Annotated in this window: 24 protein-coding genes; 17 read left to right on the top strand and 7 right to left on the bottom strand. The window is 70.6% G+C overall.

Annotation, left to right across the window (positions count from 1 at the left end):
• Positions 1–105 precede the first annotated feature (105 nt).
• Positions 106–768, top strand: coding sequence for an RsiG family protein (locus tag C6Y14_RS04935; RefSeq protein ID WP_107015267.1), 663 nt, complete (start codon positions 106–108; stop codon positions 766–768).
• A gap of 469 nt (positions 769–1,237) precedes the next feature.
• On the opposite strand, the gene C6Y14_RS04945 is transcribed toward C6Y14_RS04935, so the two are convergent.
• On the bottom strand, positions 1,238–1,423 hold the full coding sequence (locus C6Y14_RS04945; RefSeq protein ID WP_107015269.1) for a hypothetical protein: 186 nt from the start codon (positions 1,421–1,423) through the stop codon (positions 1,238–1,240).
• 266 nt (positions 1,424–1,689) lie between these two features.
• Here C6Y14_RS04945 and C6Y14_RS04950 point away from each other — a divergent pair, with 266 nt between their 5' ends.
• A complete protein-coding gene (locus C6Y14_RS04950) occupies positions 1,690–2,541 on the top strand; it encodes a winged helix-turn-helix domain-containing protein (protein WP_404828716.1) in 852 nt (283 codons plus the stop codon).
• A gap of 57 nt (positions 2,542–2,598) precedes the next feature.
• On the opposite strand, the gene C6Y14_RS04955 is transcribed toward C6Y14_RS04950, so the two are convergent.
• Complete coding sequence (locus C6Y14_RS04955; RefSeq protein ID WP_107015271.1) at positions 2,599–2,787, bottom strand: hypothetical protein; 189 nt, start codon at positions 2,785–2,787, stop codon at positions 2,599–2,601.
• 265 nt (positions 2,788–3,052) lie between these two features.
• Here C6Y14_RS04955 and C6Y14_RS04960 point away from each other — a divergent pair, with 265 nt between their 5' ends.
• From C6Y14_RS04960 to C6Y14_RS04990, 7 genes are all read left to right on the top strand, one after another.
• Positions 3,053–3,931 (top strand): GntR family transcriptional regulator, encoded by an 879-nt coding sequence (locus C6Y14_RS04960; RefSeq protein WP_107015272.1) that lies wholly within the window; start codon positions 3,053–3,055, stop codon positions 3,929–3,931.
• A 69-nt stretch (positions 3,932–4,000) separates the two neighbouring features.
• On the top strand, positions 4,001–4,747 hold the full coding sequence (locus C6Y14_RS04965; protein ID WP_107015273.1) for an HAD family hydrolase: 747 nt from the start codon (positions 4,001–4,003) through the stop codon (positions 4,745–4,747).
• Positions 4,748–4,909: 162 nt separating this feature from the next.
• Positions 4,910–5,842 (top strand): GntR family transcriptional regulator, encoded by a 933-nt coding sequence (locus tag C6Y14_RS04970; RefSeq protein ID WP_225890911.1) that lies wholly within the window; start codon positions 4,910–4,912, stop codon positions 5,840–5,842.
• A gap of 90 nt (positions 5,843–5,932) precedes the next feature.
• Positions 5,933–7,039 (top strand): phosphotransferase family protein, encoded by a 1,107-nt coding sequence (locus tag C6Y14_RS04975; RefSeq protein WP_107015275.1) that lies wholly within the window; start codon positions 5,933–5,935, stop codon positions 7,037–7,039.
• 30 nt (positions 7,040–7,069) lie between these two features.
• On the top strand, positions 7,070–7,879 hold the full coding sequence (locus tag C6Y14_RS04980) for an HAD family hydrolase (RefSeq protein ID WP_107015276.1): 810 nt from the start codon (positions 7,070–7,072) through the stop codon (positions 7,877–7,879).
• Between the two features lie 90 nt (positions 7,880–7,969).
• The gene (locus C6Y14_RS04985; RefSeq protein ID WP_107015277.1) at positions 7,970–8,581 is read left to right on the top strand and encodes a TetR/AcrR family transcriptional regulator; all 612 of its coding nucleotides are present in this window, start codon (positions 7,970–7,972) and stop codon (positions 8,579–8,581) included.
• Positions 8,582–8,622: 41 nt separating this feature from the next.
• The gene (locus C6Y14_RS04990) at positions 8,623–10,749 is read left to right on the top strand and encodes a HelD family protein (protein ID WP_107015278.1); all 2,127 of its coding nucleotides are present in this window, start codon (positions 8,623–8,625) and stop codon (positions 10,747–10,749) included.
• A gap of 36 nt (positions 10,750–10,785) precedes the next feature.
• On the opposite strand, the gene C6Y14_RS04995 is transcribed toward C6Y14_RS04990, so the two are convergent.
• Complete coding sequence (locus C6Y14_RS04995; RefSeq protein WP_107015279.1) at positions 10,786–11,658, bottom strand: nitroreductase/quinone reductase family protein; 873 nt, start codon at positions 11,656–11,658, stop codon at positions 10,786–10,788.
• A gap of 484 nt (positions 11,659–12,142) precedes the next feature.
• Between C6Y14_RS04995 and C6Y14_RS05000 the strand changes: the two genes are divergently transcribed.
• The 3 genes from C6Y14_RS05000 (at position 12,143) to sigJ (ending at position 14,207) form a co-directional block, all read left to right on the top strand.
• Positions 12,143–12,538 (top strand): hypothetical protein, encoded by a 396-nt coding sequence (locus C6Y14_RS05000; RefSeq protein WP_107015280.1) that lies wholly within the window; start codon positions 12,143–12,145, stop codon positions 12,536–12,538.
• Between the two features lie 134 nt (positions 12,539–12,672).
• A complete protein-coding gene (locus C6Y14_RS05005) occupies positions 12,673–13,338 on the top strand; it encodes a carboxymuconolactone decarboxylase family protein (protein WP_225890912.1) in 666 nt (221 codons plus the stop codon).
• The gene (sigJ, locus tag C6Y14_RS05010) at positions 13,335–14,207 is read left to right on the top strand and encodes an RNA polymerase sigma factor SigJ (RefSeq protein WP_107015281.1); all 873 of its coding nucleotides are present in this window, start codon (positions 13,335–13,337) and stop codon (positions 14,205–14,207) included. The genes C6Y14_RS05005 and sigJ overlap by 4 nt, the downstream gene beginning before the upstream one ends.
• 136 nt (positions 14,208–14,343) lie before the next feature.
• Here the strand turns inward: sigJ and C6Y14_RS05015 are convergent, their stop codons facing one another.
• Positions 14,344–15,246, bottom strand: coding sequence for a GNAT family N-acetyltransferase (locus tag C6Y14_RS05015; protein ID WP_107015282.1), 903 nt, complete (start codon positions 15,244–15,246; stop codon positions 14,344–14,346).
• A gap of 149 nt (positions 15,247–15,395) precedes the next feature.
• Here C6Y14_RS05015 and C6Y14_RS05020 point away from each other — a divergent pair, with 149 nt between their 5' ends.
• The 3 genes from C6Y14_RS05020 (at position 15,396) to C6Y14_RS05030 (ending at position 17,280) form a co-directional block, all read left to right on the top strand.
• Positions 15,396–16,001 (top strand): helix-turn-helix domain-containing protein, encoded by a 606-nt coding sequence (locus C6Y14_RS05020; protein WP_107015283.1) that lies wholly within the window; start codon positions 15,396–15,398, stop codon positions 15,999–16,001.
• Between the two features lie 148 nt (positions 16,002–16,149).
• Entirely contained in the window at positions 16,150–16,746 is a 597-nt protein-coding gene (locus C6Y14_RS05025) for a hypothetical protein (protein WP_107015284.1), read from the top strand.
• Positions 16,747–16,935: 189 nt separating this feature from the next.
• Positions 16,936–17,280: a DUF2516 family protein gene (locus C6Y14_RS05030; protein WP_107015800.1), complete on the top strand. Its 345-nt coding sequence runs from the start codon at positions 16,936–16,938 to the stop codon at positions 17,278–17,280.
• A gap of 220 nt (positions 17,281–17,500) precedes the next feature.
• Here the strand turns inward: C6Y14_RS05030 and C6Y14_RS05035 are convergent, their stop codons facing one another.
• The 3 genes from C6Y14_RS05035 to C6Y14_RS05045 all read right to left on the bottom strand — a co-directional run bounded on the left by C6Y14_RS05035 (position 17,501) and on the right by C6Y14_RS05045 (position 21,551).
• Entirely contained in the window at positions 17,501–18,982 is a 1,482-nt protein-coding gene (locus C6Y14_RS05035) for a PP2C family protein-serine/threonine phosphatase (protein WP_404828729.1), read from the bottom strand.
• 372 nt (positions 18,983–19,354) lie between these two features.
• Complete coding sequence (locus C6Y14_RS05040; RefSeq protein ID WP_107015286.1) at positions 19,355–20,452, bottom strand: C40 family peptidase; 1,098 nt, start codon at positions 20,450–20,452, stop codon at positions 19,355–19,357.
• A gap of 289 nt (positions 20,453–20,741) precedes the next feature.
• A complete protein-coding gene (locus C6Y14_RS05045; protein ID WP_107015287.1) occupies positions 20,742–21,551 on the bottom strand; it encodes a class I SAM-dependent methyltransferase in 810 nt (269 codons plus the stop codon).
• Between the two features lie 360 nt (positions 21,552–21,911).
• Here C6Y14_RS05045 and mshA point away from each other — a divergent pair, with 360 nt between their 5' ends.
• Together mshA and C6Y14_RS05055 are read left to right on the top strand one after the other, a co-directional pair.
• Positions 21,912–23,249 carry a D-inositol-3-phosphate glycosyltransferase gene (gene mshA / locus C6Y14_RS05050; RefSeq protein WP_107015288.1) on the top strand — a complete coding sequence of 446 codons (1,338 nt, stop codon included), beginning with the start codon at positions 21,912–21,914 and terminating at the stop codon, positions 23,247–23,249.
• Entirely contained in the window at positions 23,242–23,751 is a 510-nt protein-coding gene (locus tag C6Y14_RS05055; protein ID WP_107015289.1) for a type III secretion system chaperone family protein, read from the top strand. Before mshA ends, C6Y14_RS05055 begins: the two co-directional genes overlap by 8 nt.
• The last annotated feature ends 76 nt before the right edge of the window (positions 23,752–23,827 follow it).

Below are 23,827 nucleotides of genomic sequence, written 5' to 3' on the forward strand. Positions count from 1 at the left end.
TCCTTAACAGTCCATCTGGGGCCGATCGGGGGCACTCGGTCACATAGCGGCCACTTGGGGTGGCACGATGCTCACACGCGCCGGTCGAGGGGACGGTTGAGGCACATGAGCACATCGAGTACGGGGCAGTCACCCGGGTTCGTTTCGCTGATCAGGGGGGAGCCGCCGGGGACACCGACATCGGTCCAGGCGGTGCGACCGCCCACTCAGCGAACGGACAGTCCGATGCCGGAACCCGCGCCCCCCGCACCCGAACTGGGCGTCCTGCTCCTGCCCGAACTGCGCGGCCTGCGCAGGGACGCGCAGCGGGACGAGGCCGATCTGAGTTACGTACGGCGGCTGCTGCAGGGGCGGATCGACATCCTGCGGGCCGAGGTGGGACGGCGTACGGAATCTTCCGGTGAGGTCCGGGACGACGGCCACCGGGCTCCGGCCGTCGGGGAGGCGTCGGTCGTCGCGCGCCTGTCGGAGATCCTGACGGACGGACCGGCCAGACACCGCTCGTCGGCGCGGCACGTGACCGTGGGGACGCCGTACAGCGAGGAGTACCGGCTGCTGGCCGCCGAGATGCTCTCCGAGGTCGAGCTGTCCGACCTGGAGGCGCGTACGGATCCGGAGCTGGACGCCGCGATGGGGCGGCTCGTGCGGTACGAGCAGCAGGTCTCGCGGCGGCGGCAGCAGCTGCAGCGCACGGCCGACGACTGCAGCGCGGAGATCGCCCGCCGATACCGCGAGGGCGAGGCCCAGGTCGACGACCTGCTCATGTAGCGGGCGAGCGAGCGGGTGGGCGAGCGGGCTTGGATGCGCGTGAGGCGTGCGCGAGGTGCGCGAGACGGGGCCGGCCGCACTCGGCCCCCGCACTCGGCCCCCGCACCCGGCCCCTGCGACCGGCCCCCGCCGCTCGTGGCGCTGGGGCGGGTCCGGGAAGAACGAGCGGGCGCCGGCCTGGTTGCCGACGCCCTGCTGCGTACGTCCGGGCGACCGTGGTGCCCGGACATCTTCTGATTGCCTTGCCTGCTCCGGCCTCCGTTCCGCTCGTCCGGCTGTTCGTCCGGCTGTTCGTCCGGCTCCCTGTTCCGTTCGTGCTGTTCATCCGTAGCGATTCAGTCGTTGTGCCGTTGTGCTGCCGTGCTTTCGCGGGCGGTCGGGCTGTCCGCGGTGGTGCGGGCCGACCGGGCTCCCGGCTCCCCTCCGGAAGGGAACCCGGTCGGCCGGACTGACGGGCGGTGAGGCCCGGTCAGCCGGACTGGGCGAGCAGCATCACGAGGATCACGGCCCCGATGCCGCCGATCATTGAGTTCTTGGCCTTGATGCCGATGGCGAGAGCGACGAAGGCGATGACGCCCATGACTCCGTACTTCACCTGGAGCAGTTGCTCCAGGCCGATGGCGAGGGCGGCGACGACGATGGCGATGAGCGGCATGCGGTCCCTCCTTCGGGACGGGGAGGCGGACCCCCGCTGGGACCGAATCCACCCGATCGCCTGATGCGACTCTGGTGGCCAACCCCCCGGAAGCCTGACCATGTTGCTCAAGTTGGTGACCAACTTCAATGAAGTTATCTCCACTTGGATGCGTCTCATAACCACCTTCTCGATAACTGCCCAAAGATGGCGCGAAGTTGTAGTGTTTGGCCGTGGACCCGGAACACGTCGCCGTCAACGGACGGAAAAGGGCACAACGGCCACCGATGTCACACCGCGAGGTGGCCGACGAGCTGCGCAGCCGGATCGTGTCGGGTGAGCTGCGGGCGGGAGAACGTATGCCCACCCAGGCCAGGCTGGCCGACGAGTTCGGAGTCGAGCGCGGGACCGTACGGCAGGCGCTGCGCATCCTGCAGTCGGAGAACCTGCTGTCCAACGTGTCGAAGGGCAGTCCGGCGACCGTCGCCGAGAGTGTGGAGAAGGCTTTGACCGGGCCGGCGGCTCCGCCGCAGACCACGATGGTGGCGCTGGCCTCACGGATCACGGCCGCCTTCTCGGCGCCCCATGTGGAGATCGACGCCCTGTGCCTGACGGCCGTCTCCCTGACGCTCGCGATGGGCGAACCGCTGCGCCTCATCCACGAGGGCCGATTAAAACCGGCCAGGATCGACGTTCGCGTACTCCTGCCGTCCCGCGACATCGATCTCGCCTTTCCGGCGGCGGTGGACGCGACGGAGGACGGGGAGCGGGTGCAGCGGCGCTGGCTGGCCCAGCGCAACGCCCAGGGGCAGGTCCTGAAGCACAACCTGCTGGCGTTGCGGGCGACGCACGGCATCGACGTACACATCACGTTCAGGGCCCTGCCGTTCACCCCGCCGGTGAAGTTGTACCTGCTCAACGAGGCGGAGGCGCTCTTCGCGTACTACACGCTGTCGCGGCGGGGGGCGGAGATCGACAGTGAGTACCTGGAGACGTACGACGCCGAGGGGACCCAGTCGATGCTGTTCGCCTTCGAGCAGGGGGAGGGGCTGCGGGCCACGACGTTCGTGGAGCAGTCGCATCTGTGGTTCAACGCACTGTGGGAGACCATCAGCTCGGAGCTGGTGCTCACGGGCTGAGATCTCCCACAGGTGCGGTGCCTGTCATTCGTCGTGCGGGCGGGCTGTCGCCGCAGGTCATAGGGCAGGTCCCGCGAACATCAGCGCCAGGACGACGGCCCCGATCGAGCTGCAGGTCGGGCTCTTCATTTTCAGGCCCACGGTGAGCAGCAGCAGTCCGACGGCGCCGCTGGGGCCGTACTGCCATTCCACGAACTGCTCGAATCCGACGACGAGGAGGGCGGAGAAAAGGGCGATGGCGGGCATGGTGGATCCTCCTTCGGGTCTTGCGGGGGCGGGCGGGAGGAGTGCGATGGTGCTGTGGTGCGATGGAGAGGGGTGGTGCGCGAGTCGTGCTCCGGTGCCATGGAGGTGCGGAGCCTTCCCAGCTGCCAACTGCTTGCGAGAGGAAGGAGAACTTCCGCCATCTTCACCAAGTTGGCAACCAACTATGCTTAACTTATCCCCAGTTGGTACCTACTCACAAACAAGTTTCAAACAACTCCCCGTAGATGGGCCAAAGTTGTAGCGTTTGGTCGTGACCCAGGAGAACGTGGCAGTGAACGGCAGCAGAAGGCTCTCGCCGCAGGAGATCGCCGACATCCTGCGGGACCGCATCCGCGCGGGCGACCTGCGCGCCGGCGACCGCCTGCCCACCCAGGCCGAACTGGCCGAGGAGTTCGGCGTGGAGCGCGGCACGGTCCGCCAGGCCCTGCGCGCGCTCCAGGACGACGGCCTCCTCAGCAACGTCAGCAAGGGCAGCCCGCCCCGGATCGCCGAGGTCACCCACACCCGGGACGAACCCCAGCCGACGATGGTCGCTCTCGCGCCGCGGCTGGTGGAGGCGTTCGCCGCACAGCATGTGCGGATAGACGTCGTCTGTCACACCGCGGAGACCCTGATGCTCGCCATCGGCGATCCGGTCCGCCGGATCCACGAGGGCACCCTGCGCCCCGAGTCGATCGACGTCCGCATCCTGGTGCCGTCCCGGGAGATCACCCTCGCCTTCCCCGTCTCCGTCGACAGCGACGCCGACGACGACCCGGTCCACCAGCGCTGGCTGGACATGCGCAACGCCCAGGGCCATGTCCTGCGGCACAATCTCCGCTCCCTGCGCTCCTCGCACGGCATCGACGTACGGGTCACGTTCCGCGCGCTGCCGTTCACCCCGCCGGTAAAGCTCTACTTGCTCAACGGGCAGGAGGCGTTGATCGGTTACTACGTCCTGACCCGGCGGGAGGAGCCGTACGAGAGCCAGACCCTGGAGATGTACGACGCCCTCGGCTCCGAGTCCCTCCTCTTCTCCTTCCTGACGCGGTCGGGACAGCGCGACGCCGCGTTCGTGGAGGAGTCCCAGAAGTGGTTCGACGGGCTGTGGGACACCATCACCACGGATCTCACCCTGACGTGATCGCCCCGAGGGCCAGAAAGCGGCGAACGCCCTCTGGGAAACGATCGTCGTGAAGCCGACACTCTCTGAGTGACATTCGAAACCGAACAGTTCGAGCTGGTGGCGGGCGAGGCCGAGAAGTTCCATGAGCTGGTGGGCCGCGCCGGGTGTGTCCTCTTCGACTTCGACGGGCCGATCTGCCGGCTGTTCGCGGGCCACTCCGCGAAGTCCATCGCCACCGACCAGGCGGAATGGCTGGCCGCGCGCGGGCTGGCCGGGGTGCTGACCGAGGGGGAACGCAGCAGCCGTGACCCGCACTGGGTACTCAGCGAGGTCGCCGGGCGCCACCGCGGCAGCGATCTGGTCGTCGAACTGGAGGAGTGGCTCAGCCAGCAGGAGCTGAAGGCGGTGCCCCGCGCGATGCCGACGGCGTACGCCGATCCGCTCATCCGCACCTGGCGTTCCGTGGGGGCGCGGCTCGCCATCGTCACCAACAACTCGGACCGCGCCGTACGGGCCTATCTGGAGAGCCGTCACCTGGTGGGGTACTTCGCGCCCAACATCTACGGCCGCACCCGGGACCTGAGCCTCCTCAAGCCGCACCCGTACACCCTGAACCGTGCGCTGAGCGCGCTCGGAGCCGCGCCGGGCACCACCCTGATGATCGGCGACACCCCGTCGGACCACGCCGCGGCCCTCAGCGCGGGCGTGCACTTCCTCGGCTACGCGCGCAACGACGAGAAGGCCCAACTGCTCCTGAACGCGGGCGTGCCCCGATGGGGCATGGTGCGCTCGCTGGAGACGGTGCTGCGGGCTGTGCGGGGTGGTGCGGCGTGAAACCTTTCGCGGGTTCATCGGCCCGCCCCCTGCCAACCAATTGGACTGGTAGATATGAATTGGTTGTCCCCGGACTGGCTGATCGCTAATCACCAGCCCAATGGGAAGGCGTAATTAAGGAGAAGTGGTGTGCTGTCCGCAGCCGGGCGGTAGGTTCGGCGTGTGGATACTTCACGAGCGGCGGACGGCGGAGGCGGAGAGTCCACGCAGGCACGCGTGGAGAGAGTGCTCCGGGAGCAGTTGGAGAACGGGACCTATCCGCTGCAGGCCCGCGTGCCCCCGCAGCGGCAACTGGCCGACGAGTTCGGGGTCAGCCGGGACACCGTCCAGCGGGCGCTGGCCCGGCTGACCGAGGACGGGCTGATCGAGACCCGGCGGGGCAGCGGCACCCGGGTGATCAGGGTGCCGAACTCCCGGCCCCATCCCCCGCAGTCCCAGAGACCGGGGTCCGCCTCGCTCAAGCCGCTGATCGAACAGGCTTTCCGGCAGCCCGACGTGTCCCTGGACGTCGCCACGCTCACCGCGGAGACCTTGCTGCGGCACCTGAGGAATCAGCACGAACTGATCGCCTTCGAAGGTGCGAGCGCACCGGAGAGGCTACGGATCCGCATGCTCCTGCCCTGGACGGCGCAACGGCTCGCCTACCCTCGTGCCCGAGCGGCTGAGGACCCCCGGATCTGGGAGCGCTGGCGCACCATGGTCCGCGAGAACGGCATCCAGCTGGACGAGCTGAAGGCCGGGTTCACGGACCTGGGGGTGGAGACCGAGGTCGAGATCCGGCACATTCCGCTGACACCCCAGTTCAAGCTGTATGTGATCAATGACGAGCACATGCTGTTCGGGCCGTATCCGGTGCTGCCGCGCATGATCAGGGTGCCTCGCGAGGGCCGCCCCGACGAGGACGAGGCCGTCGATTCGCTCGATGTGCTGGGCCTCGGCGCGACCCTGTCGTATCACCGCCTGGAGGCGGACGCGGGAACGCACGACTCCGTCTTCTGCACCAGCATGAGGGAATGGTTCGAATCGAACTGGGACCACCTGCCGGACATTCCGCATCCCGAACAGGTGACAGATGAGGTATCCACGGAAAAGTAGGTATCACGCCATTCACCGACAGTGATCGGAGGCTGTCCAAATGGCGACACGAGGTGAAAGCAGTCACTCCAGTCACTATTCTTTGCGCGCATGTTCTCCCCTCAGCCCCGTGGAGCGCGCCAGTCACTGGTTCGCCTGTTCGCGGAGGCGCGCCGCGGTGGTCGCGACGGGCTGGTGGTTTCCGGCCACCACAACACCAACCGCATCGCCCACCTGCGACAGCCGCTGGCATTCCTGCTGGGCGCGGAGTCCGGGAAGGTCCTCGCCAAGTTCCGTACGCCCCTGCCGACCGTGGAGGTCGTACCGCGTATCTGGCGGCGCGAGTCGGAGGTGCTGCGGGCGGTCGCGGCGCATGTGGGTGACGTTCCCCGCTGTCTGGCCGACTTCGACACCTGGTCGCTGCACGGCTATCTCGACGGGCGGGCGCTGGCCGACGAGAACCCCACGGGACAGCTCGGCAGCGCCCGGTTGCTGGAGCTCGCGGAGTTCTTCGCCGGCCTCGCCGGGGTGCCCGCGGGTGAGCTGCCCCCGCTGCCGGAGGACTGGCCCCGCGAAGGGGACAGCCGGGGCTTCCTCGCCTGGCTGGCCCGGTTCGCCGAGCAGGACGTACATCAGTCCAATCGGCCGCGTTTTGGTCGGCTCTTCGACGCGGTGGGCATTCCGTCCGACGCGGTGGACCGCTTCATGAACGCGGTGCCGAGGCTGACCGAGCGCCCGTTCTCCTTGCTCCACACGGACGTCCACCGGGCCAATGTGGTCGTCGTGTCCGGCCCCGAGGCCGAGCACCTGTCAGTCATCGACTGGGAACTCGCCCTGTACGGCGACCCGTTGCACGACCTCGCCACCCACCTCGTGCGGATGAACTACGACAAGACGGAACAGGACCTGATGACCCTCATGTGGACGGACGCCATGCGGCGCGCCGGCCATGAGGACATGACCGACGGCATGGACGCGGACCTGCCCGTCTATCTCGGCTTCGAGTACGCGCAGTCGGTGTTCCCCGATGTGATGCGTGCGGCACTGGCCCTGCCCGGCCACCCCGGCGAGGCGGACCTCACCGAGGCGGCCGAGCGAGTGGCCCGCGCCCTCCGCAGGGCCCGCGAACCACTCGGCCTCACGGAGAAGGTGCCGGACATACAGGAGGTGAGCGAGGCGCTCCTGAAGTGGCACGCCGAGGACGGCACTACGCATTGATCAGCACGACGGTGAAGCGAGGGGAACGGTATGGCTGCCGACATCGAGGGCCTCGTCGAGGACACTGGTGCCAGGGCCGCCCGGAGACTGCTCGCGGACGCGCGGTGTGTGCTCTTCGATTTTGACGGCCCGATCTGCCGGCTGTTCCCCGAGGGCCGGTCCAGGCCGGTCGCCGACCGACTCCGGCGTAAGACGGAAGAGTTCGGCGCCGGAGACGTGCTGACGCCGCAGGAACGCGACACCAAGGACCCGCACGTCGTGCTGAGGGCGGTGCACCGGGCGGGGCGGAACCGGTCGCTGCCCGGCCTGTTGTCCACCCTCGAAGCGCTGGTGGAGGCAGGTGAGGTGGAGGCCGCGCGGACGGCCTGGCCCACGCCGGACGCCGACACCCTGCTCGACCTCCTGTCGTGGCGGCGCACACGACTGGCCGTGGTCACCAACAACTCGCCCCTGGCCGCCGAGGCGTACCTCGGCCAGGAGGGTCTGCTCCACCACTTCGCCGTCATCGAAGGCCGGACCGCCGACCCCGGCCGTATGAAGCCCGACCCCGACGTCGTGTTCCGCGCCCTGCAAGGCCTGAAGCTCCGTCCCGAGGACGCGGTCATGATCGGCGACACCAGTACGGATGTCGAGGCTGCCGGACGCGCCGGTGTGGGCTTCATCGGGTACGGCCGGAACCCCGAGAAGCGGGGGCGGTTGCGCGCGGCCGGGGCGGAGGCCGTACTCGGCTCGTACGCCCCGCTGCTCCAGCGGGAAGCGGCCGGCCGTGGGGTCGGTGCGGTCCTCGGCCTCAGGACTGGTTCCGTTCAAGGGGAGGGCGCGAGTCCGGAAACTGCGTAGGCTCGGGGCATGGGCGAGACGGGTGCGTGGGGCGCGGCTGATGCGAGCGGTGCGTCCGGGGTGAGAGACACGGTGGGCCCCCAGGGCGCCATGGGGCTGCGTGAGCGCAAGAAGCTGCGGATGTACCAGGACGTCTCCGACATCGCCATCTCCCTCTTCCTGGAGAAGGGGTTCGAGCGGGTCTCCGTCGCGGAGGTCGCCGCCGCGGCCGAGATCTCCAAGCCGACCCTCTTCCGGTACTTCTCCTCCAAGGAGGACCTCGTCCTGCATCGGTTCGCCGATCATCGGTCCGAGGCCGCGCGGGTGGTCGGGGAACGGCGGCCCGGGCAGTCCGCGACGGACGCCCTGCGGCTGCACTTCCTGGCCGGGATCGAGCGGAGCGACCCCGTGACCGGGGTGAACGGCGATCCCCAGGTGCTCGCCTTCCACCGGCTGCTGTATGGAACCCCGTCGCTCGTGGCCCGGCTGTACGAGTATCTGGAGCGTTCCGAGGCCGCGCTGGCCGCAGCCCTCGGCGGCGACCTGGAGGCGCGGCTCGCCGCCGGGCAGATAGTCGCCGTCCAGCGGATCCTCGCGATGGACAACTGGCGGCGGATCGCCAGGGGCGAGGACATCGCGAAGGTGCGGCGGGATGCCGTCGTCGCAGCGGAGTCCGCCTTCGCGAGGCTGGCTGCGGGACTCCCGGCCTACGAGATGGAGTAAAGAACGTAACTCGGTTACGTTATTCGGTTACCCTTGACCGAATGACGTCAGCCGACCCCGATCGCACCCTCGCCGCCGCCCTCCGCCAAGAGCGTGGCTACCACGACCTCTGCCGTGCCGCCCTCGCCGCCATGGTCGACGGCGCCCAGGAACACGTCGTCACCGGAGAGGACGTGTCCGCGTCCGGCGCCGATGCCGAAGTGCTCGGGTACGCGCTCCGGAGCCGGGCGAAGGAGATGCGCGAACTGCCCCAAGGGCCGCTCTTCTTCGGCCGGTTGGACCACCGGACGGACCCGGCGGCCGGCGACCACGCCGGGCAGAGCTACCACATCGGGCGCCGCCGGATCAGCGAGCACCCCGCGGCCCCGCCCCTCGTCGTCGACTGGCGGGCCCCCGTCTCCCGCGCCTTCTACCAGGCGAGTGCTCGCTCTCCACAAGGTGTGGACGTACGGCGGCGGTTCGGCTGGGCGCCGGGCAGCCTGGGGGATTCGGCCGACCTCACGGGACTTGAGGACGAGCACCTCGACGATGCCCGCCCGGAAGCACCCGGCCAGGAGAGCGGCAGCCGCATCCTCACGAGCGAGATCGAGCGCCCCCGCGTCGGCCCCATGCGGGACATCGCGGCGACCATCCAGCCGGACCAGGACGACCTCGTACGGGCCGGTCTCGCCGTGTCCGTCTGTGTGCAGGGCGCGCCCGGCACCGGCAAGACGGCTGTGGGGCTGCACCGGGCCGCGTACCTCCTCTACACCCATCCACAGCGCATCCGGCGCGGTGGACTGCTGATCCTCGGGCCGAACCCCACCTTCCTCTCCTACATCGCGGAGGTACTGCCCGCGCTCGGCGAGACCGGTGTGCGGCAGTCGACGATCGGGGACGAGATCGGCCGGCATCCGGTCGCGGGCGAGGACGACGAGAGCACCGCCGTCGTCAAGCACGACGCCCGCATGGCCGAGGTGTTGCGGCGTGCCCTGTACTCCCGGGTGGATCCGGCGGGTGCCGAGGGTCTTGGCGACCTCGCCGTGCCCGACGGTACGTACCGCTGGCGGGTGTCCGCCGGCACGCTCGCGCGGATCGTGGCGGAGGTACGGGCCGAGGAGCCGCCGTACGCCGTCGGACGCGAGCGCGTACGGACCCGGGTCGTGCGGAACGTACAGGCGCAGGCCGAACGGCGGGCCGGGCCCCAGCCCAACGCCTGGCTGCGGAAGATCTCCCGGGCGCGGCCCATCGGCGCGTACGTGGATTCGGTGTGGCCCAAGGTGAGGGCGGAGGAGGTCGTCGCGGAACTGCTCGGCGATCCGCACGCGCTGGCCGCCGCGGCGGACGGGGTGCTGGACGCGGACGAGCAGAAGACGGTCCTGTGGGCCCGACCGCCGAGGTCGTGGAAGTCCGCCCGCTGGTCCGCGGCCGATCTGGTCCTGCTCGACGAGGTCGCGGGCCTGATCGAACACCCCGACGGCTACAGCCACTTGGTCGTCGACGAGGCCCAGGACCTGTCGCCCATGGAGTGCCGGGCGATCGGCCGGAGGGCCGCCTTCGGATCGGTCACGGTCCTCGGTGACCTCGCCCAGGGGACCACACCGTGGGCCGCGCGGGAGTGGGCCGAACTGCTCGCGCACCTGGGGAAGCCCGAGACGTCGGTCGTGCCCTTGACCACCGGTTTCCGGGTGCCCGAGGCGGTGGTCGAACTGGCGAACCGCGTGCTGGCCGAACTGGACGTGGGGGTGCCACCGGGGCGCTCCCTGCGCAAGGACGGCGAGCTGCGGATCCGCCCGACGAACCCCTCGGACGTGCTGCGGGAGACGGCGGAGTGCGTCCGCCGCGCGCTCACCCACGAGGGGTCCGTCGGGGTCATCACCGCCGACCCGGACGTCGTACGGGTGCGGGAGTCGCTCGCTGCCGCCGGGATCGAGGCCGCCGAGGTGGACCAACTGAACGCCAGAGTCACGGTGTTGGGGGCCGGTGTCGCGAAGGGGCTCGAATACGACCACGTGGTCGCCGTGGAACCGGCCGCGATCGCGGAGGACCACGGGACAGGAACAGGGGTGGGAGCAGGAACAGGGGAAGGGGCCGGTGGGGGGCGGGGGCTGCGCCGGTTGTACGTCGTCCTGACGCGGGCCGTGTCCAGGCTGGACGTCGTGCACGCGCGGCCACTGCCGTTCGAGTGATGCGAGTGATGCGAGTGAGGGGCGGCACGCGGTGGTCTAGTGGTCCGGCCCCGCCGACCCTGTGGGCGCGTCCAGTACGGGGATCAACTGTTCCTCCTCGTACGTCAGATGCGCCTCCAGCGCCGCGGTGAGGCGCTCGACCTCCTCGCGTACGTGCCGGGGGTCGCCCGGACCCGCCGGGTCCGCGCCGATGACCCGTTTCAGCTCCGCCGTCAGTTCGGCGATCCGCTCGTGTTCCTCGCGCAGGCGGTCGAGGACCGGGGCTAGCTCCGGGTGGCTGTCGGCCAGGAACGGGAACATGGCGATGTCCTCGCCGGTGTGGTGGTTGTGCAGGCCCTGGCAGAACGTCAGACAGTTGATACGGAGCTGGGCGCCGAGCGTGGGACCCGCGTTGCCGATCTCCTTGCGGATCAGGGCGAGTTCGCGCCGGAAGGCGTCGTGGATCAGCTGCACGTACTGGCCCATCGAGGAGGCGCCGACGTTCGGCGGGCCGTCGCTCGGGACCTCGTGGAGGACGACCACCGGGATCACCCGGCTGGTCCTGGCCTGGTAGTCGGCCCAGCCGGAGTCGGCCTCGACCGCCCGGGCGAACGCCTCGTCACGCGCGGCGCCCGCCAGGACCTCGGCCGTGGCCTCGTACGTGAACACCCCGCTCTCGACGGTGACCTGCGGATGCGCGACCAGGTTGTGGAACCAGTCCGGATGCTTCGGAGCGCCGGCGGCCGAGGCGATGACCAGCACGTCTCCGTCTCCGTCGGCGTAATAGGCGACCGGGGTGGTGTGCCGCTGACCGGAACGGGCTCCCGTGGTGGTCAGGAGGATCAGCCGGGCGCCCTCGAAGGGACCGCCGACCTCCCCGGCGTTGGCGCGGAATTCCTCGATGATCTGCTGGTTGAAGTCGTTGGGCATTCTTTTCTCTCTACTGGATTCATTCCGGTGGATCATTCGGGTGGCTCATTCCGTTGGTTCACTCCGGAAAAAGGCATGGGGAATCGCCGCGGGGCGAATTGCGACACCGCGCACGGTGGAACCCGCGAACCCGCGGTGAATGGGCGCAGCGGAACGCGCCGCGGATGCGGTGAGGGAGGGTGATGGCGCGCGGTGAGACGTGGGACTACGCGCGCGAAAGCACACTCGGCGGCAACGTGGTGCAGCACCAAGTGCGCGTACGTGGTGGGGGCGGCCCTCTGGCCCGCCCGGGCCTCACTCGGAGGCCGGGAACCCTACTGTTTTCTGGCCAATGGCCGACCCGGCAGTCACGACGGAAATGTTATGGGAATTCGCGCGTCCAGGCAATGGCGCCAAATGAATCTGTTGTCGCGCAGGCTCTTTTGTCGAGCCGTGACCGGTGCACGGTGGACCGCCGGCACCCCTCCGTGGTCGACTCCTTGTCATGAGTCTGTCGGTCGATGTGTACGTGCCTCGCGCGGAGGGCGGCATCGAGGTGCTGGACGTTCCGCCCGGATGCTCCGACGCGGCGGGCCGGGAGGACTGGCGCACCGAGGTGTGGGGGTCGGAGCCGGTCCGCTCGCTGGGCGCGCGGTTCCTTCCGCGGCTGGCCACCGAGGACCTCACCGTGGCACCGGACGAGGTGCCCGCCTTCCTCGCCGAATGCGCTCTTGTCCGTACGCGGTTGGCGCAGATCGCCGACCACATTGCCGACCACATCGCCGACCACAGGGCCGACCGCATCGCCGATCACAGGGCCGAGGTGAGCCGCGGCCTGGACAACATCGTGGCCGCGGCCCGGCGGGCGGCGGACATCGGGGGCGGGATCATCATCTGGTAGCCGACGGCCCGGTCCGGGACGATGTCACGTTCCCGGGCCCGCCGGTGTCTTCATGCCGTTCACGCTTCACGCTTCACGCCGAACCGGCTTCACGCCGGATTGGAACGGCAGACGTCCGAGGAGGACAAGACACCATGGCACTTCGCATCACGAAGGCGGAACTCCCCGCCGAGGTCGAGGAAGAGCTGATCAAGCAGTTCGGCGCGGTCCCCGAGCCCTTCGCGGTGACCGCGCACCACCCCGCGGTCGCCCGGGACTCCTCGGAGATGGGCGGCAAGGTCAACGAATGGGACAGGGCCGACGAGGGTCTCAAGACGTACGCGCACATGGCGGTCGCGTCGCTGGTCGGCTGCGGCTGGTGCCTCGACATCAACTACTTCCAGGCGCTGAACAAGGACCTGGACCTCACCAAGGCGAGCCAGGTGCCGCGCTGGCGGGAGTCGGAGGTGTTCACGCCGCTGGAGCGTGACGTGCTGGAGTACGCCGAGGCCATGACGCACACCCCGCCGACCGTCACCGACGAGCAGTACGCGAGTCTGCTCGACCGGCTCGGCGAGGCGGCCATGGTCGAGCTGACCGCGTCCGTCGCCTTCGCCAACCTGGCGACCAGGAACAACGCGGCGCACGGGATCAGCTCGCAGGGCTTCTCCGACGCGTGCGGCATCCCGCTGTCCGCGCGGCCGGTTGCGAGGACGGACACACGGCCGGTTGCGAGGACGGACACACGGCCGGACGTGCTTCCCGCCGAGTCCGGCGTGGCGTCGACGGCCACCGGGTCCGGCGCGGTGTCGAGGGCATGACCGGCGACGCCGATCCGTTCGTCGTCCATCGCGCCCTGCTGTTCACGGTGGCCTACGAGATGCTCGGGTCGGCGGCCGACGCCGAGGACGTACTGCAGGAGTCCTGGCTGCGGTGGGCTGACGTCGACCGGTCGCGGATACATGACCCGAGGGCGTACCTCGTCCGGGTCGTCACACGGCAGGGACTCAACCGGCTGCGGACGGTGTCGCGCAGCCGGGAGGAGTACGTGGGTGAGTGGCTGCCGGAACCGCTGCTGACCAGCCCCGATGTCGCCGAGGACGTCGAACTCGCGGAGAGCGTGTCGATCGCGATGCTGACCGTCCTGGAGACGCTCGGGCCCACGGAACGGGCGGTGTTCGTGCTCCGCGAGGTCTTCGAGATGCCGTACGGCGAGATCGGCGAGGCCATCGGGAAGTCGGCGGCCACGGTGCGGCAGGTCGCACGGCGGGCCCGTGAGCATGTGGCCGCCCGGCGCCCGCGGGTCCGGGTGAGCCCGTCCGAGCAGCAGGCCGTCGTGGAACGGTTCCTGCTCGCGCTGCGCACCGGGCGGTTGCGGGAGCTGATGGAGGTCATGGCGCCGGACGTGGTGCTGGTCGCTGACGGGGGTGGCCTGGTGCCCGCCGCGCCGGCTCCGGTCCACGGGGTCGAACCGGTGTCGGTGCTGCTCGCGCGCGTGAGTCAGGTGGCGGCGGTGGCCGGGACGACGGCCGTGTGGCTCAACGGCGCACCCGCGGTACGCATCGAGTTCGGCGGTGAGTCGGCCGCGGTGAGCCTCGTCGTGGAGGACGGGCGGGTCACCCGGATCTACGTGGTCCGGAACCCGCACAAGCTGACACGGCTGGACGAGCCGGCGGAACTCGCCAGGTAGGGCGCAAGGCAAGGCAAGGCAAGGTAACGGACAGGGTCGGCAGGGGGCGGCCTGAGTGTGCCGGCGGGGCTGGGCTGGGCGGGCACGGCGGGGCTGGGCGGTGGGAATCCGCCGCGCCCCGCCGGAACACCCGCGGTCACTCGGTCTTTCGCGCGTGTGTGAAGTCGTAGCCCGCCCAGTGGGTGAGCAGGCGGTAGCCGAGGCGCTGGTAGAGGGCGTTGCTGGTGGGGTTCGCCAAGTCCGTGAACAGGACGACCTCCTTCGCGCCCGCGGCGAGCGCGGCCCGGCTCACCGCGGCCGTGACGGCGCCCGCGTACCCGTGACCGCGCAGGTGGGCCGGGGTGTGGACGACGTCCACCTGCACCTGGCCGCCGATCACGGGGTTCATGCCCGCGACGGAGACGGGTGTGCCGTCCGGGGTCTCCCAGAGCGTGTAGGTCTTGTCGGCGTAGCGGGTGCCGGCCCAGGATCCGGCGTCGATGGAGACGTCCTCGCCGGTGGCCCTGGCGAACTCGCCGCACCAGTGGATGGCCTGGTCGAGGTCCTGCTCGCCCAGCAGCCGGCTCCGGCCCGCCGGGTGCGGATCGGGCGGGGTGAGCGTGCCGAGGCGGTACAGCCCCAGCCGGGTGTCACGGAGTGTCGGTGTCGCGCCCGTGTGCCGCTGCCAGGCCTTGGCGAAGAGGGCGGCGGTGCCGTCGTCCGCGCTGACGGCGGGGAGGGAGTGCCCGAGCGCGGCCAGGTGGGCGGCGAGGCCGTCGGCCTGCTCGGGGGTGAGCGGGGTGGGGACCAGCGCGCGGGACGGGAGCCGGTAGAAGGCGGCGCGGACCTCGCCCGCCTGCTCCAGCAGTCCGAAGAGCGGCGGCTCGACGCCGAAGGCCGCCGCTCCGCGTGCCCGCAGTCGCGCGGTCCATGTCAGCGGCATGACGTGCAGGCCGGGCCGCGAGCGCAGGAAGCCACCGGCTCGGGCGAGGAAGTCGTCGACATCTTCGGTGAGGTACCAGTTCTCGTCTTCGCTGAGGTACCAGTCGTCCGGTCGCATACAGGGGCAGTCCTTGGGCGTCGAGGGGTGGGTACGGGCGTCGAGGAGCGGGCGTGGGTGCGGGTGCGGGGTGAGGGGTTGCAGTGGCGTAGCGCACTTTTGCAAGCATGTGCTTGCAATAGTTAGCGCGTGTGGTGCAGGGTAGGGGCATGGCATCGCTCAACGTCGGCAATCTTGGTGAGTATCTGCGGGACCAGCGGCGCAACGCGCAGCTGAGTCTGCGGCAGCTCGCCGAGGCGGCCGGGGTGTCCAATCCGTATCTGAGCCAGATCGAGCGCGGGCTGCGCAAGCCGAGCGCGGAGGTGTTGCAGCAGGTCGCCAAGGCCCTGCGGATCTCCGCCGAGACGTTGTACGTCCGTGCCGGGATCCTCGACGCCGAGCGCGACCGGGACGAGGTGGAGACGCGTGCGGTCATCCTCGCCGACCCGACGCTCACCGAGCGGCAGAAGCAGGTGCTGCTCCAGATCTACGAGTCCTTCCGCAAGGAGAACGGGTTCGAGATCAAGGCGGCCGAGGACGTCCTGGACGTCCTGGACGCGGAAGGCGTGCCGGACGCGTCGGACCTGGCGCATGACATGGAGAACATGTCGGACGTGTCGGCCGTCACGCGCGTAACGGACGGCGGGGACACCGTCGTCGACACGGCCCGCGAGGCCGACGGCAGCGACGCCGACGGCAGCGACGCCGCACAGAAGGACCCGCACGACCAGCGTCACCCGCACGACCAGCACGATCAGCAGTCCTCCGCGAGCTGACCCGGCCCGGCATCACGACCGGGCACGGCAGGTCCCGGCACGGTCCCGTGCGGGCCGGCTGGCCGACCGGTCGGCCACGGAGTAACGACAGGCAGACAGACCACACCCTCACGCTCCACGCGACAGTGATTCCGGGAGGACCATCACCATGGCCATCACCGACGACCTCCGCAAGACCCTCAGCGACCCGACCCCCCTCTACTTCGCCGCCGGTACGGCCGACCTGGCCATCCAGCAGGCCAAGAAGGTGCCGGGGCTCGTCGAGCAGCTGCGCGCCGAGGCGCCGGCCCGTATCGACGCCGTACGGGGCATCGACCCGAACGCCGTTCAGGAGAAGGCCACCGCCCGCGCCAAGGAGGCGCAGGAAACCCTCCAGACCCGGGTGAACGGCTTCATCAGCACGCTGGACACCGACCTGAAGAAGATCGGTGAGACGGCTCAGGACTTCGCCCTGCGCGGTGTCGGTGTCGCCGCCGAGTACGCCGTGAAGGCGCGCGAGACCTACGAGAAGGTCGCCGAGCACGGCGAGCAGACCGTGAAGACCTGGCGCGGCGAGGCTGCCGAGGAGATCGAGGAACTGGCGATCGCCGTCGAGCCGAACCCCGAGCCGGCCGAGGCCACGATCGCCACGCCCGCCGAGGCCAAGACCGGGCCCGCCCCGGCCAAGAAGGCTCCGGTGAAGAAGGCCCCGGCCGCCCGCAAAACCACCACCACGGCCAAGAAGTCGACGCCGCCCGCGAAGTAGTACGCGTACAACGCAGGCCGCGCACGCGAAGAGCACGCACGCGGAGGGCACGCACGCGAAGAGCGCGTACGCGAAGAGAACGGGTCGGGCACTCCGGGCACTATCGGAGTTCCCGGCCCGTTCTGCGGGTACGGTGACCGCGTAGGGACGACGGACTCGACGACGGACTCGACACGGGTGGTGGGCAACGTGCTCCTGACGGCATTCGGCGGCCTCATGTGGCTGATCTACACCGCCATGCTGGTACTCGCGGTGGTGGCGCTGGTCATGGCCGGGCTGGCCCGCGACGACGCCTACCGCGCCGCGAACAAGCAGACCAAGATGTTCTGGCTGATCCTGCTCGGTCTCGCGGTGGCCGTGAACCTGCTGGTGCCGATGCTCTTCCTGCAGATCGCGTTCCTCGTCGCCACGATCGTCTTCTTCGTGGACGTCAGGCCCGCTCTCCAGCAGGTCTCGGGCGGCGGCCGGGGTGGCCGCCGGGGTGGCGGCAGCAGCAGCGACGGCCCGTACGGCCCTTACAACGGCGGCCGCTGAGCCCTGACCGGGGCGAGAGCGGCGTGTTGAGCGTCCGGGGCCCGTGCGGGTCCGGTGGGGGTCGCCCGCGCAGTTCCCCGCGCCCCTGAAAAGCGGGGCTGCGCCCCGGCTTTTTGTCTTTAGGGGCGCGGGGAACTGCGCGACCAGCCCCCACGGCACCGCACGCTCCATGAATCCGCCGGCCGCGAGGGCTCACGAGTAGCGGCAGCGCAACCGCGGGCTACGCCACGCGGTCCAGCAGCAGCACCGCCACGTCGTCCGTCAGCTCCCCACCGTTGAGGTCCCGCACCTCGTTCACCGCGGCCCGCAGCAGCTCCTCGCCCCGCAGTCCCTCGGCCAGCTGGCGGCGGACCATGTCCACCATCCCGTCCTGGCCGAGCCGCTCCCGGCCCTCACCGGTACGGCCCTCGATCAGGCCGTCCGTGTAGAGCATCAGACTCCACTCGCCGCCCAGCTCCACCTGCTGGCGCGGCCACCGCGCGTTCGGCAGCAGACCGAGCGCGGGCCCGCCGTTCTCGAACGGCAGCAGCTCCGCGACGGGAGGCGCCTGGGCACCCTCGATCCCGTCGATCCCGTCGGCGCCCACCAGGGCACGGGAGCGGGCCGGTCGCGAGATCAGCGGGGCGGGATGGCCCGCCAGGCACAGGCCCGCGCGGCGGCCGTCCGGCGCGATGTCCACCGTGCAGAGCGTCGCGAAGATCTCGTCGCTGTCGCGCTCGTGCTCCAGGACCTGCTGGAGCGTCGACAGCAGCCGGTCGCCGCACAGGCCCGCCAGGGTCAGCGCCCGCCAGGCGATCCGCAGCTCCACCCCGAGCGCGGCCTCGTCGGGGCCGTGCCCGCAGACGTCGCCGATCATGGCGTGGACGGTGCCGTCGGGGGTGCGGACCGTGTCGTAGAAGTCGCCGCCGAGCAGCGCGCGGGAGCGGCCGGGCCGGTAGCGCGCGGCGAACCGCAGCGAGGAGCCCTCCAGGAGCGGGGTGGGCAGCAGACCGCGCTCAAGGCGCGCGTTCTCCTGCGCGCGCAGCTTGGACTCGGTCAGCCGTCGCTCGGCCCGGTCGGACCGTTTGCGCTCCACCGCGTAGCGGACCGCGCGGCTCAGCAGGCGGCTGTCCAGCTCGTCGCGGAAGAGATAGTCCTGGGCGCCGGCGCGTACGGCTTCCGCGCCGCGCTCGGTGTCCTCGGCCGGGGTCAGCGCGAGGACGGCGTGCCGGGGCGCGAGCCGCAGCACATGCCTGAGCGTGGCCAGCTCGTCGTCCGGCTCCGCCTCCGCCGCCGTCCCCTCGGACGTGGCCGCGGGTCCGGGCGTCCGCAGCGCGAGGTCGAGCAGGACGCACTGGACGTCGTCGGTGAGCAGCCGCTCGGCCTCGGTGAGGTTGCGGGCGGTACGGACGCGGATCTGCCTGCCGGTCGCGTCCCGCAGTTCGGGCACGGTCAGCGCGCCGGCCGGATCGTCCTCGATCACGAGCAGTGTGAGCGGAGCGGTGCCGTTGGCGGCGCCGCCGTGTTGAGCGCCGCCGTGCTGCATGCCGCCGTGCTGCGCGCCACCGTTGTCGGCGGTGGCGCCGTGGTCGCCGTGAGAGGCGTCGCCGGAGGTGCCGTGCCTCGTCGAGGACGGCTCCTGGCCGGACAGGGCGCCGGGTGCGGGCGCGGCCTGTGCCGGTCCGCCGGATGGAGACACGGCGTGAGCCTGTCCACCTTCCACGGCGGGGATCGCTCTCTGCCGCGGTACGGGTACGGGCATCGTCTTGGGTTCCTTCCCTCCCCCCGAGGGCACGGTGGGTCGAGGGATCTCGATCCACCGACGGGGACCATAGCGTCAGGCGCCGTCACATAGGAATGGCGGCAGCCCGCGCGCATGGAAAACGGCCGCCGTCATATGCCGCATCCTGTACCGCAATTGGGCAGGATGTGCGCTTGTACGGGATGACGTACATCACGCCCCACCGGTTTAGCGCCGGCCCCGAACGTGCCGCGTATCACGTGGGGCAGGTCACTGGGGCTGCGCTGACGGTGACTGCGCTGACGGTGGCGGCGGCGCGGGCGGGAGCCGCGCCCCCGGGCCCCCGTGCGGGCCTCACTGACCGGGCCGGACCACTCCGAGTATCGGCATGGAGCCCGCTCCCGCGATCGTCACCGTACGGCCGGGGCGCGGTGCGTGGACCATCGCGCCGTCGCCGATGTACATCGCGACATGGCTGGCGTCGGAGTTGTAGATGATGAGGTCACCGGGGCGCATGGCCTCTACGGCGACGCGGTCGAGCTGCTTCCACTGCTCCTGCGAGGTACGCGGGATGGCCTGTCCGGCGGCGGCCCACGCCTGTGAGGTGAGTCCGGAGCAGTCGAACGTCTTCGGTCCCTCGGCGCCCCACTCGTACGGCTTGCCGACCTGTGCCGTCGCGTACTTCACGGCCTTCTTGCCCTGGGCGGAGGCCGTGCCCTCGATCTCGTCGAGGATGCCGGAGTCCAGCCAGGTCGTCTGCGCCTCGTGTGCGGCCTGCTGCTCCAGCTTGGCCAGGCGCTCCTTCTCGTCCTTCTCCAGCTGGGACTCAAGCTTCTCGGCGGCGGCGATCTGCTTCTTGACCCTCTTCTTGGCCTCGGCCTTCGCCTCGCGGTTGGCCTCCAGCTTCGTCCACTGGGCCGACGCGTCGCGCGCGTACTGCTCCAGGTCCTCCTGGGTGCGCCGCATCTCGGCGAGCAGGCCCTTGGTCGCCTGTGCGCCCTGGCGGATCCGGCCCGCGCCGTCCAGGAATGCCTGCGGATCGTCGCTGAGCATCAGCTGGGCCTGGTCCGGGAGTCCCCCGACGCGGTACTGGGCGCGGGCGGCGGCGCCCACGCGCTTCTTCAGCTCGACCAGCCGGGTCTTGCCCTCGACGATCTCGCGGGCGAGCGCGACGATCTGCGTGGACTGCTTCTCGGTCCGCTCCTCGGCGAGGTTGTACGCGTCCGTGGCGACCGCCGCGTCGTGGTACAGCCCCTCCAGCTTCACGCGGACCGCTTCAAGGTCCGCGGTACTCACGGGTGTTGGACTCGGGGTCGGGACGGGCGTCCGGGTCGGTGCCGGGCTCGGCGTCGGCGTCGGGGCCGCGTAGGCCACCCCCGGCGCGGCCAGTATGACTGCCGCGCAGGCCAGGGCCATGGCTGTCGTGGTCACGCTCCGCACACCGGTCCCCATGAACCGACCCCCAAACTGATTTACCGTCAGTAACTTAGGAACGCCCCGGGGATCGTGCCATGTCGGCGCGGAATACGACAGAGGCGGGCAAGAACTCCCGCTTCCCTTCCGCCCCTTCCCTCCCCCTCACTGCCCACTCGGTGGTGATCTCCTTCGCGTTCCCCGCCAATGTGACGAATGACTCACCGAGATCGTTCCCGCCGTGCCGGAGGGCTCTCGGAGGGCTGCCAGAGAGCTGCGAGAGGGCTGTCAGAGGGAAGACGGCGGGGTGTCGGAGGGCGTCCCTCGTTCACGCGCGCGGCGCCAACGCGTCCCACCGCACGGTCACTTCGCCCTGCCGCCACCGGGCCACCCCGTCCACGACCGGCCAGTTCGCCGCGAGATCGCGGACCGCCCGGATCCAGCGCTGCCGGGCGCCGTACGAGGCGTACGGCGCCGCCGACGCCCACGCGCGGTCGAAGTCGTGCAGGAAGGCGTGCACCGGCTCACCCGGAACGTTGCGGTGGATGAGGGCCTTGGGGAGGCGTTCGGCCAGGTCGGACGGGCGGTCCAGGGAGCCGAGTCGGGTGGCGAACGTGACGGTCCGCGGACCCTCGGGGCCGAGCGCGATCCATACGTGCCGGCGGCCGATCTCGTCGCACGTGCCCTCGACGAGGAGCCCGCCGCGCGTGCCGGCGCCCGCCGGGGCGAGACGCGCGCACAGGCGGGCCCACACGGCGGCGAGCTCGGCCTCCTCGTACTGCCGCAGGACGTTCGCCGCGCGGATCAGTGACGGCCGCTCGGGCAGCGGGATCTCGAAGCCGCCGTGCCGGAACCGGAGGCCGTCGCGTTCGTACGGCTTCGCGGCGGCGACCCGGGCCGGGTCGATCTCGACGCCCACCACGCGCGCGCGTGGAGCGGCGGTACGCAGGCGCTGGAGCAGCTCGACCGCGGTCCAGGGGGCCGCGCCGTAGCCGAGGTCCACCGCCACGGGGTCGTCGGCGCGGCGCAGTTCGGCGCCGTGGGTCGCCGCGATCCAGCGGTCCATGCGGCGCAGGCGGTTCGGGTTGGTGGTCCCGCGCGTCACCGTCCCCACGGGTTTCGCTGCGCGGGCGTTCATGGGGTCAAGGGTAAGCGGCGCGCTCGGGGGAACTTCGGGTCGGTGTGGGCCTTGCGGGGGCTGCCGCCCCCGGACCCCCGCGGTCGGCCTGAACGGCCTCGTCCGCAAACGCCGGACGGGCTAAGAACGCCGGACGGGCCGAAGAGCGCGAGCCGCCCGGCGGGCTGGAGTGTGCGGCACTTCGGACGGGCTGGAGTGGCCCCGTTGTACGCAACAGTCCCTCGAACGGTTGAGCGACCCACGGCAATGATTCGGCAAAGAGGAAATGGAGCAGAGTCTTCCGGCGTTCAGGACTTGAAGGGCGTTCCACGCCCCGCCGCAGGCATGCCCGCAGCACGTCCGTAGAAGGAGGAAGGCCACGTGAGCCAGTACGTGAGCAGGCTCGGGCGCCGCTCGCCGGCGGCCTCGTCGAGGCTTCGCCTGCACCGCAGGCCACGCCGCGTGGCGATGCTCTCCGTGCACACCTCACCGCTGCACCAGCCGGGCACGGGCGACGCGGGCGGCATGAACGTCTACATCGTGGAGCTGGCCCAGCGCCTCGCCGCGATCAACATCGAGGTCGAGATCTTCACGCGCGCGACCACCGGGGCCCTGCCGCCCAAGGTGGAGCTGGCGCCCGGCGTCCTGGTCCGGCACGTCGACGCGGGTCCCTACGAAGGCCTCGCCAAGGAGGACCTGCCCGCCCAGCTGTGCGCCTTCACGCACGGCGTGATGCAGGCCTGGGCCGGCCACCGCCCCGGGTACTACGACCTCGTCCACTCGCACTACTGGCTCTCCGGACAGGTCGGCTGGCTGGCCGCCGAGCGCTGGGGCGCCCCCCTCGTGCACGCGATGCACACCATGGCGAAGGTCAAGAACGCCGCCTTGGCCGACGACGACACCCCCGAGCCCGCCGCCCGTGTCATCGGCGAGACCCAGATCGTCCGCGCCGCCGACCGGCTCATCGCCAACACCGCGGAAGAGGCCGACGAGCTCGTGCGGCACTACGAGGCCGAGCAGGACAAGGTCGCGGTCGTCCACCCGGGCGTGAACCTCGACCGTTTCCGCCCGGCCGACGGACGCGCCGCCGCCCGCGCGCGGCTCGGCCTCCCGCAGGACGCCCTCATACCCCTCTTCGCGGGCCGCATCCAGCCCCTGAAGGCACCCGACGTACTGCTGCGCGCGGTCGCCGTCCTCCTGGACGAGCGGCCCGAGCTGCGCTCGAACATCGTCGTCCCCGTGGTGGGCGGCCCGAGCGGCAGCGGTCTCGCCAAGCCCGAGGGCCTGCAGAAACTCGCCGCCCGGCTGGGCATCGCCGACGTGGTGTGCTTCCGGCCGCCGGTCGATCAGGAGCAGCTCGCGGACTGGTTCCGGGCCGCGTCCGTGCTGGTGATGCCCTCCTACAGCGAGTCGTTCGGGCTCGTCGCCATAGAGGCGCAGGCGGCCGGAACGCCGGTGCTCGCCGCCGCGGTGGGCGGGCTGCCGGTCGCGGTCCGCCACAAGGAGACAGGTTTTCTGGTCTCCGGCCACAATCCCGTCGACTACGCGCGCGTACTGCGCGATTTCGCTGACAACCGGGCGCTCCCGGACCGGATGGGCGCGGCAGCCGCCTGGCACGCGCAGTCCTTCGGCTGGGACACGGCGGCGGCGGCCACGGCCGACGTCTACACGGCGGCGATGAACGAACACCGCCGTCACGTACGCTCCCACCATGGCTGACACGATGGCTGCGGAGCGGGCGGCGGGGACCGTCGAGGAGTTCCTCAAGGACGCCGAACTGGAGTGGGAGAGCCCGGAGTCCGGCCACTTCGTGGTGAAGCTCCCCGGCACCCGGAAGTTGTCGACGACCGTCTCTCTGATCGTCGGCAGGCACTCCCTGTCGCTGAACGCCTTCGTCATCCGGCACCCGGACGAGAACGAGGGCGGGGTGCACCGCTGGCTCCTGGAGCGCAACCTCAAGCTCTACGGAGTGGGGTACGCCGTCGACCCGCTCGGTGACATCTACGTGGCGGGCAAGCTGCCGCTGGCCGCGGTCACCGCCGACGAGGTCGACCGGCTGCTCGGCTCGGTCCTGGAGGCCGCCGACGGCAGTTTCAACACCCTCCTGGAGCTCGGTTTCGCGTCCGCGATCCGCAAGGAGTACGCCTGGCGGGTGTCGCGCGGCGAGTCCACGCGCAATCTGGACGCGTTCAGCCACCTGACTCAGCGTCCGACCGACTGAGCCGGTAGTCCGTACCAATCAATCGCTGCACGACTCTTTCCCGCCGTGCGGCTGCCATGTCATGCTCACCGCCAAC

Source organism: Streptomyces dioscori, assembly GCF_003024195.1.
GTDB classification, from domain to species: domain Bacteria; phylum Actinomycetota; class Actinomycetes; order Streptomycetales; family Streptomycetaceae; genus Streptomyces; species Streptomyces dioscori.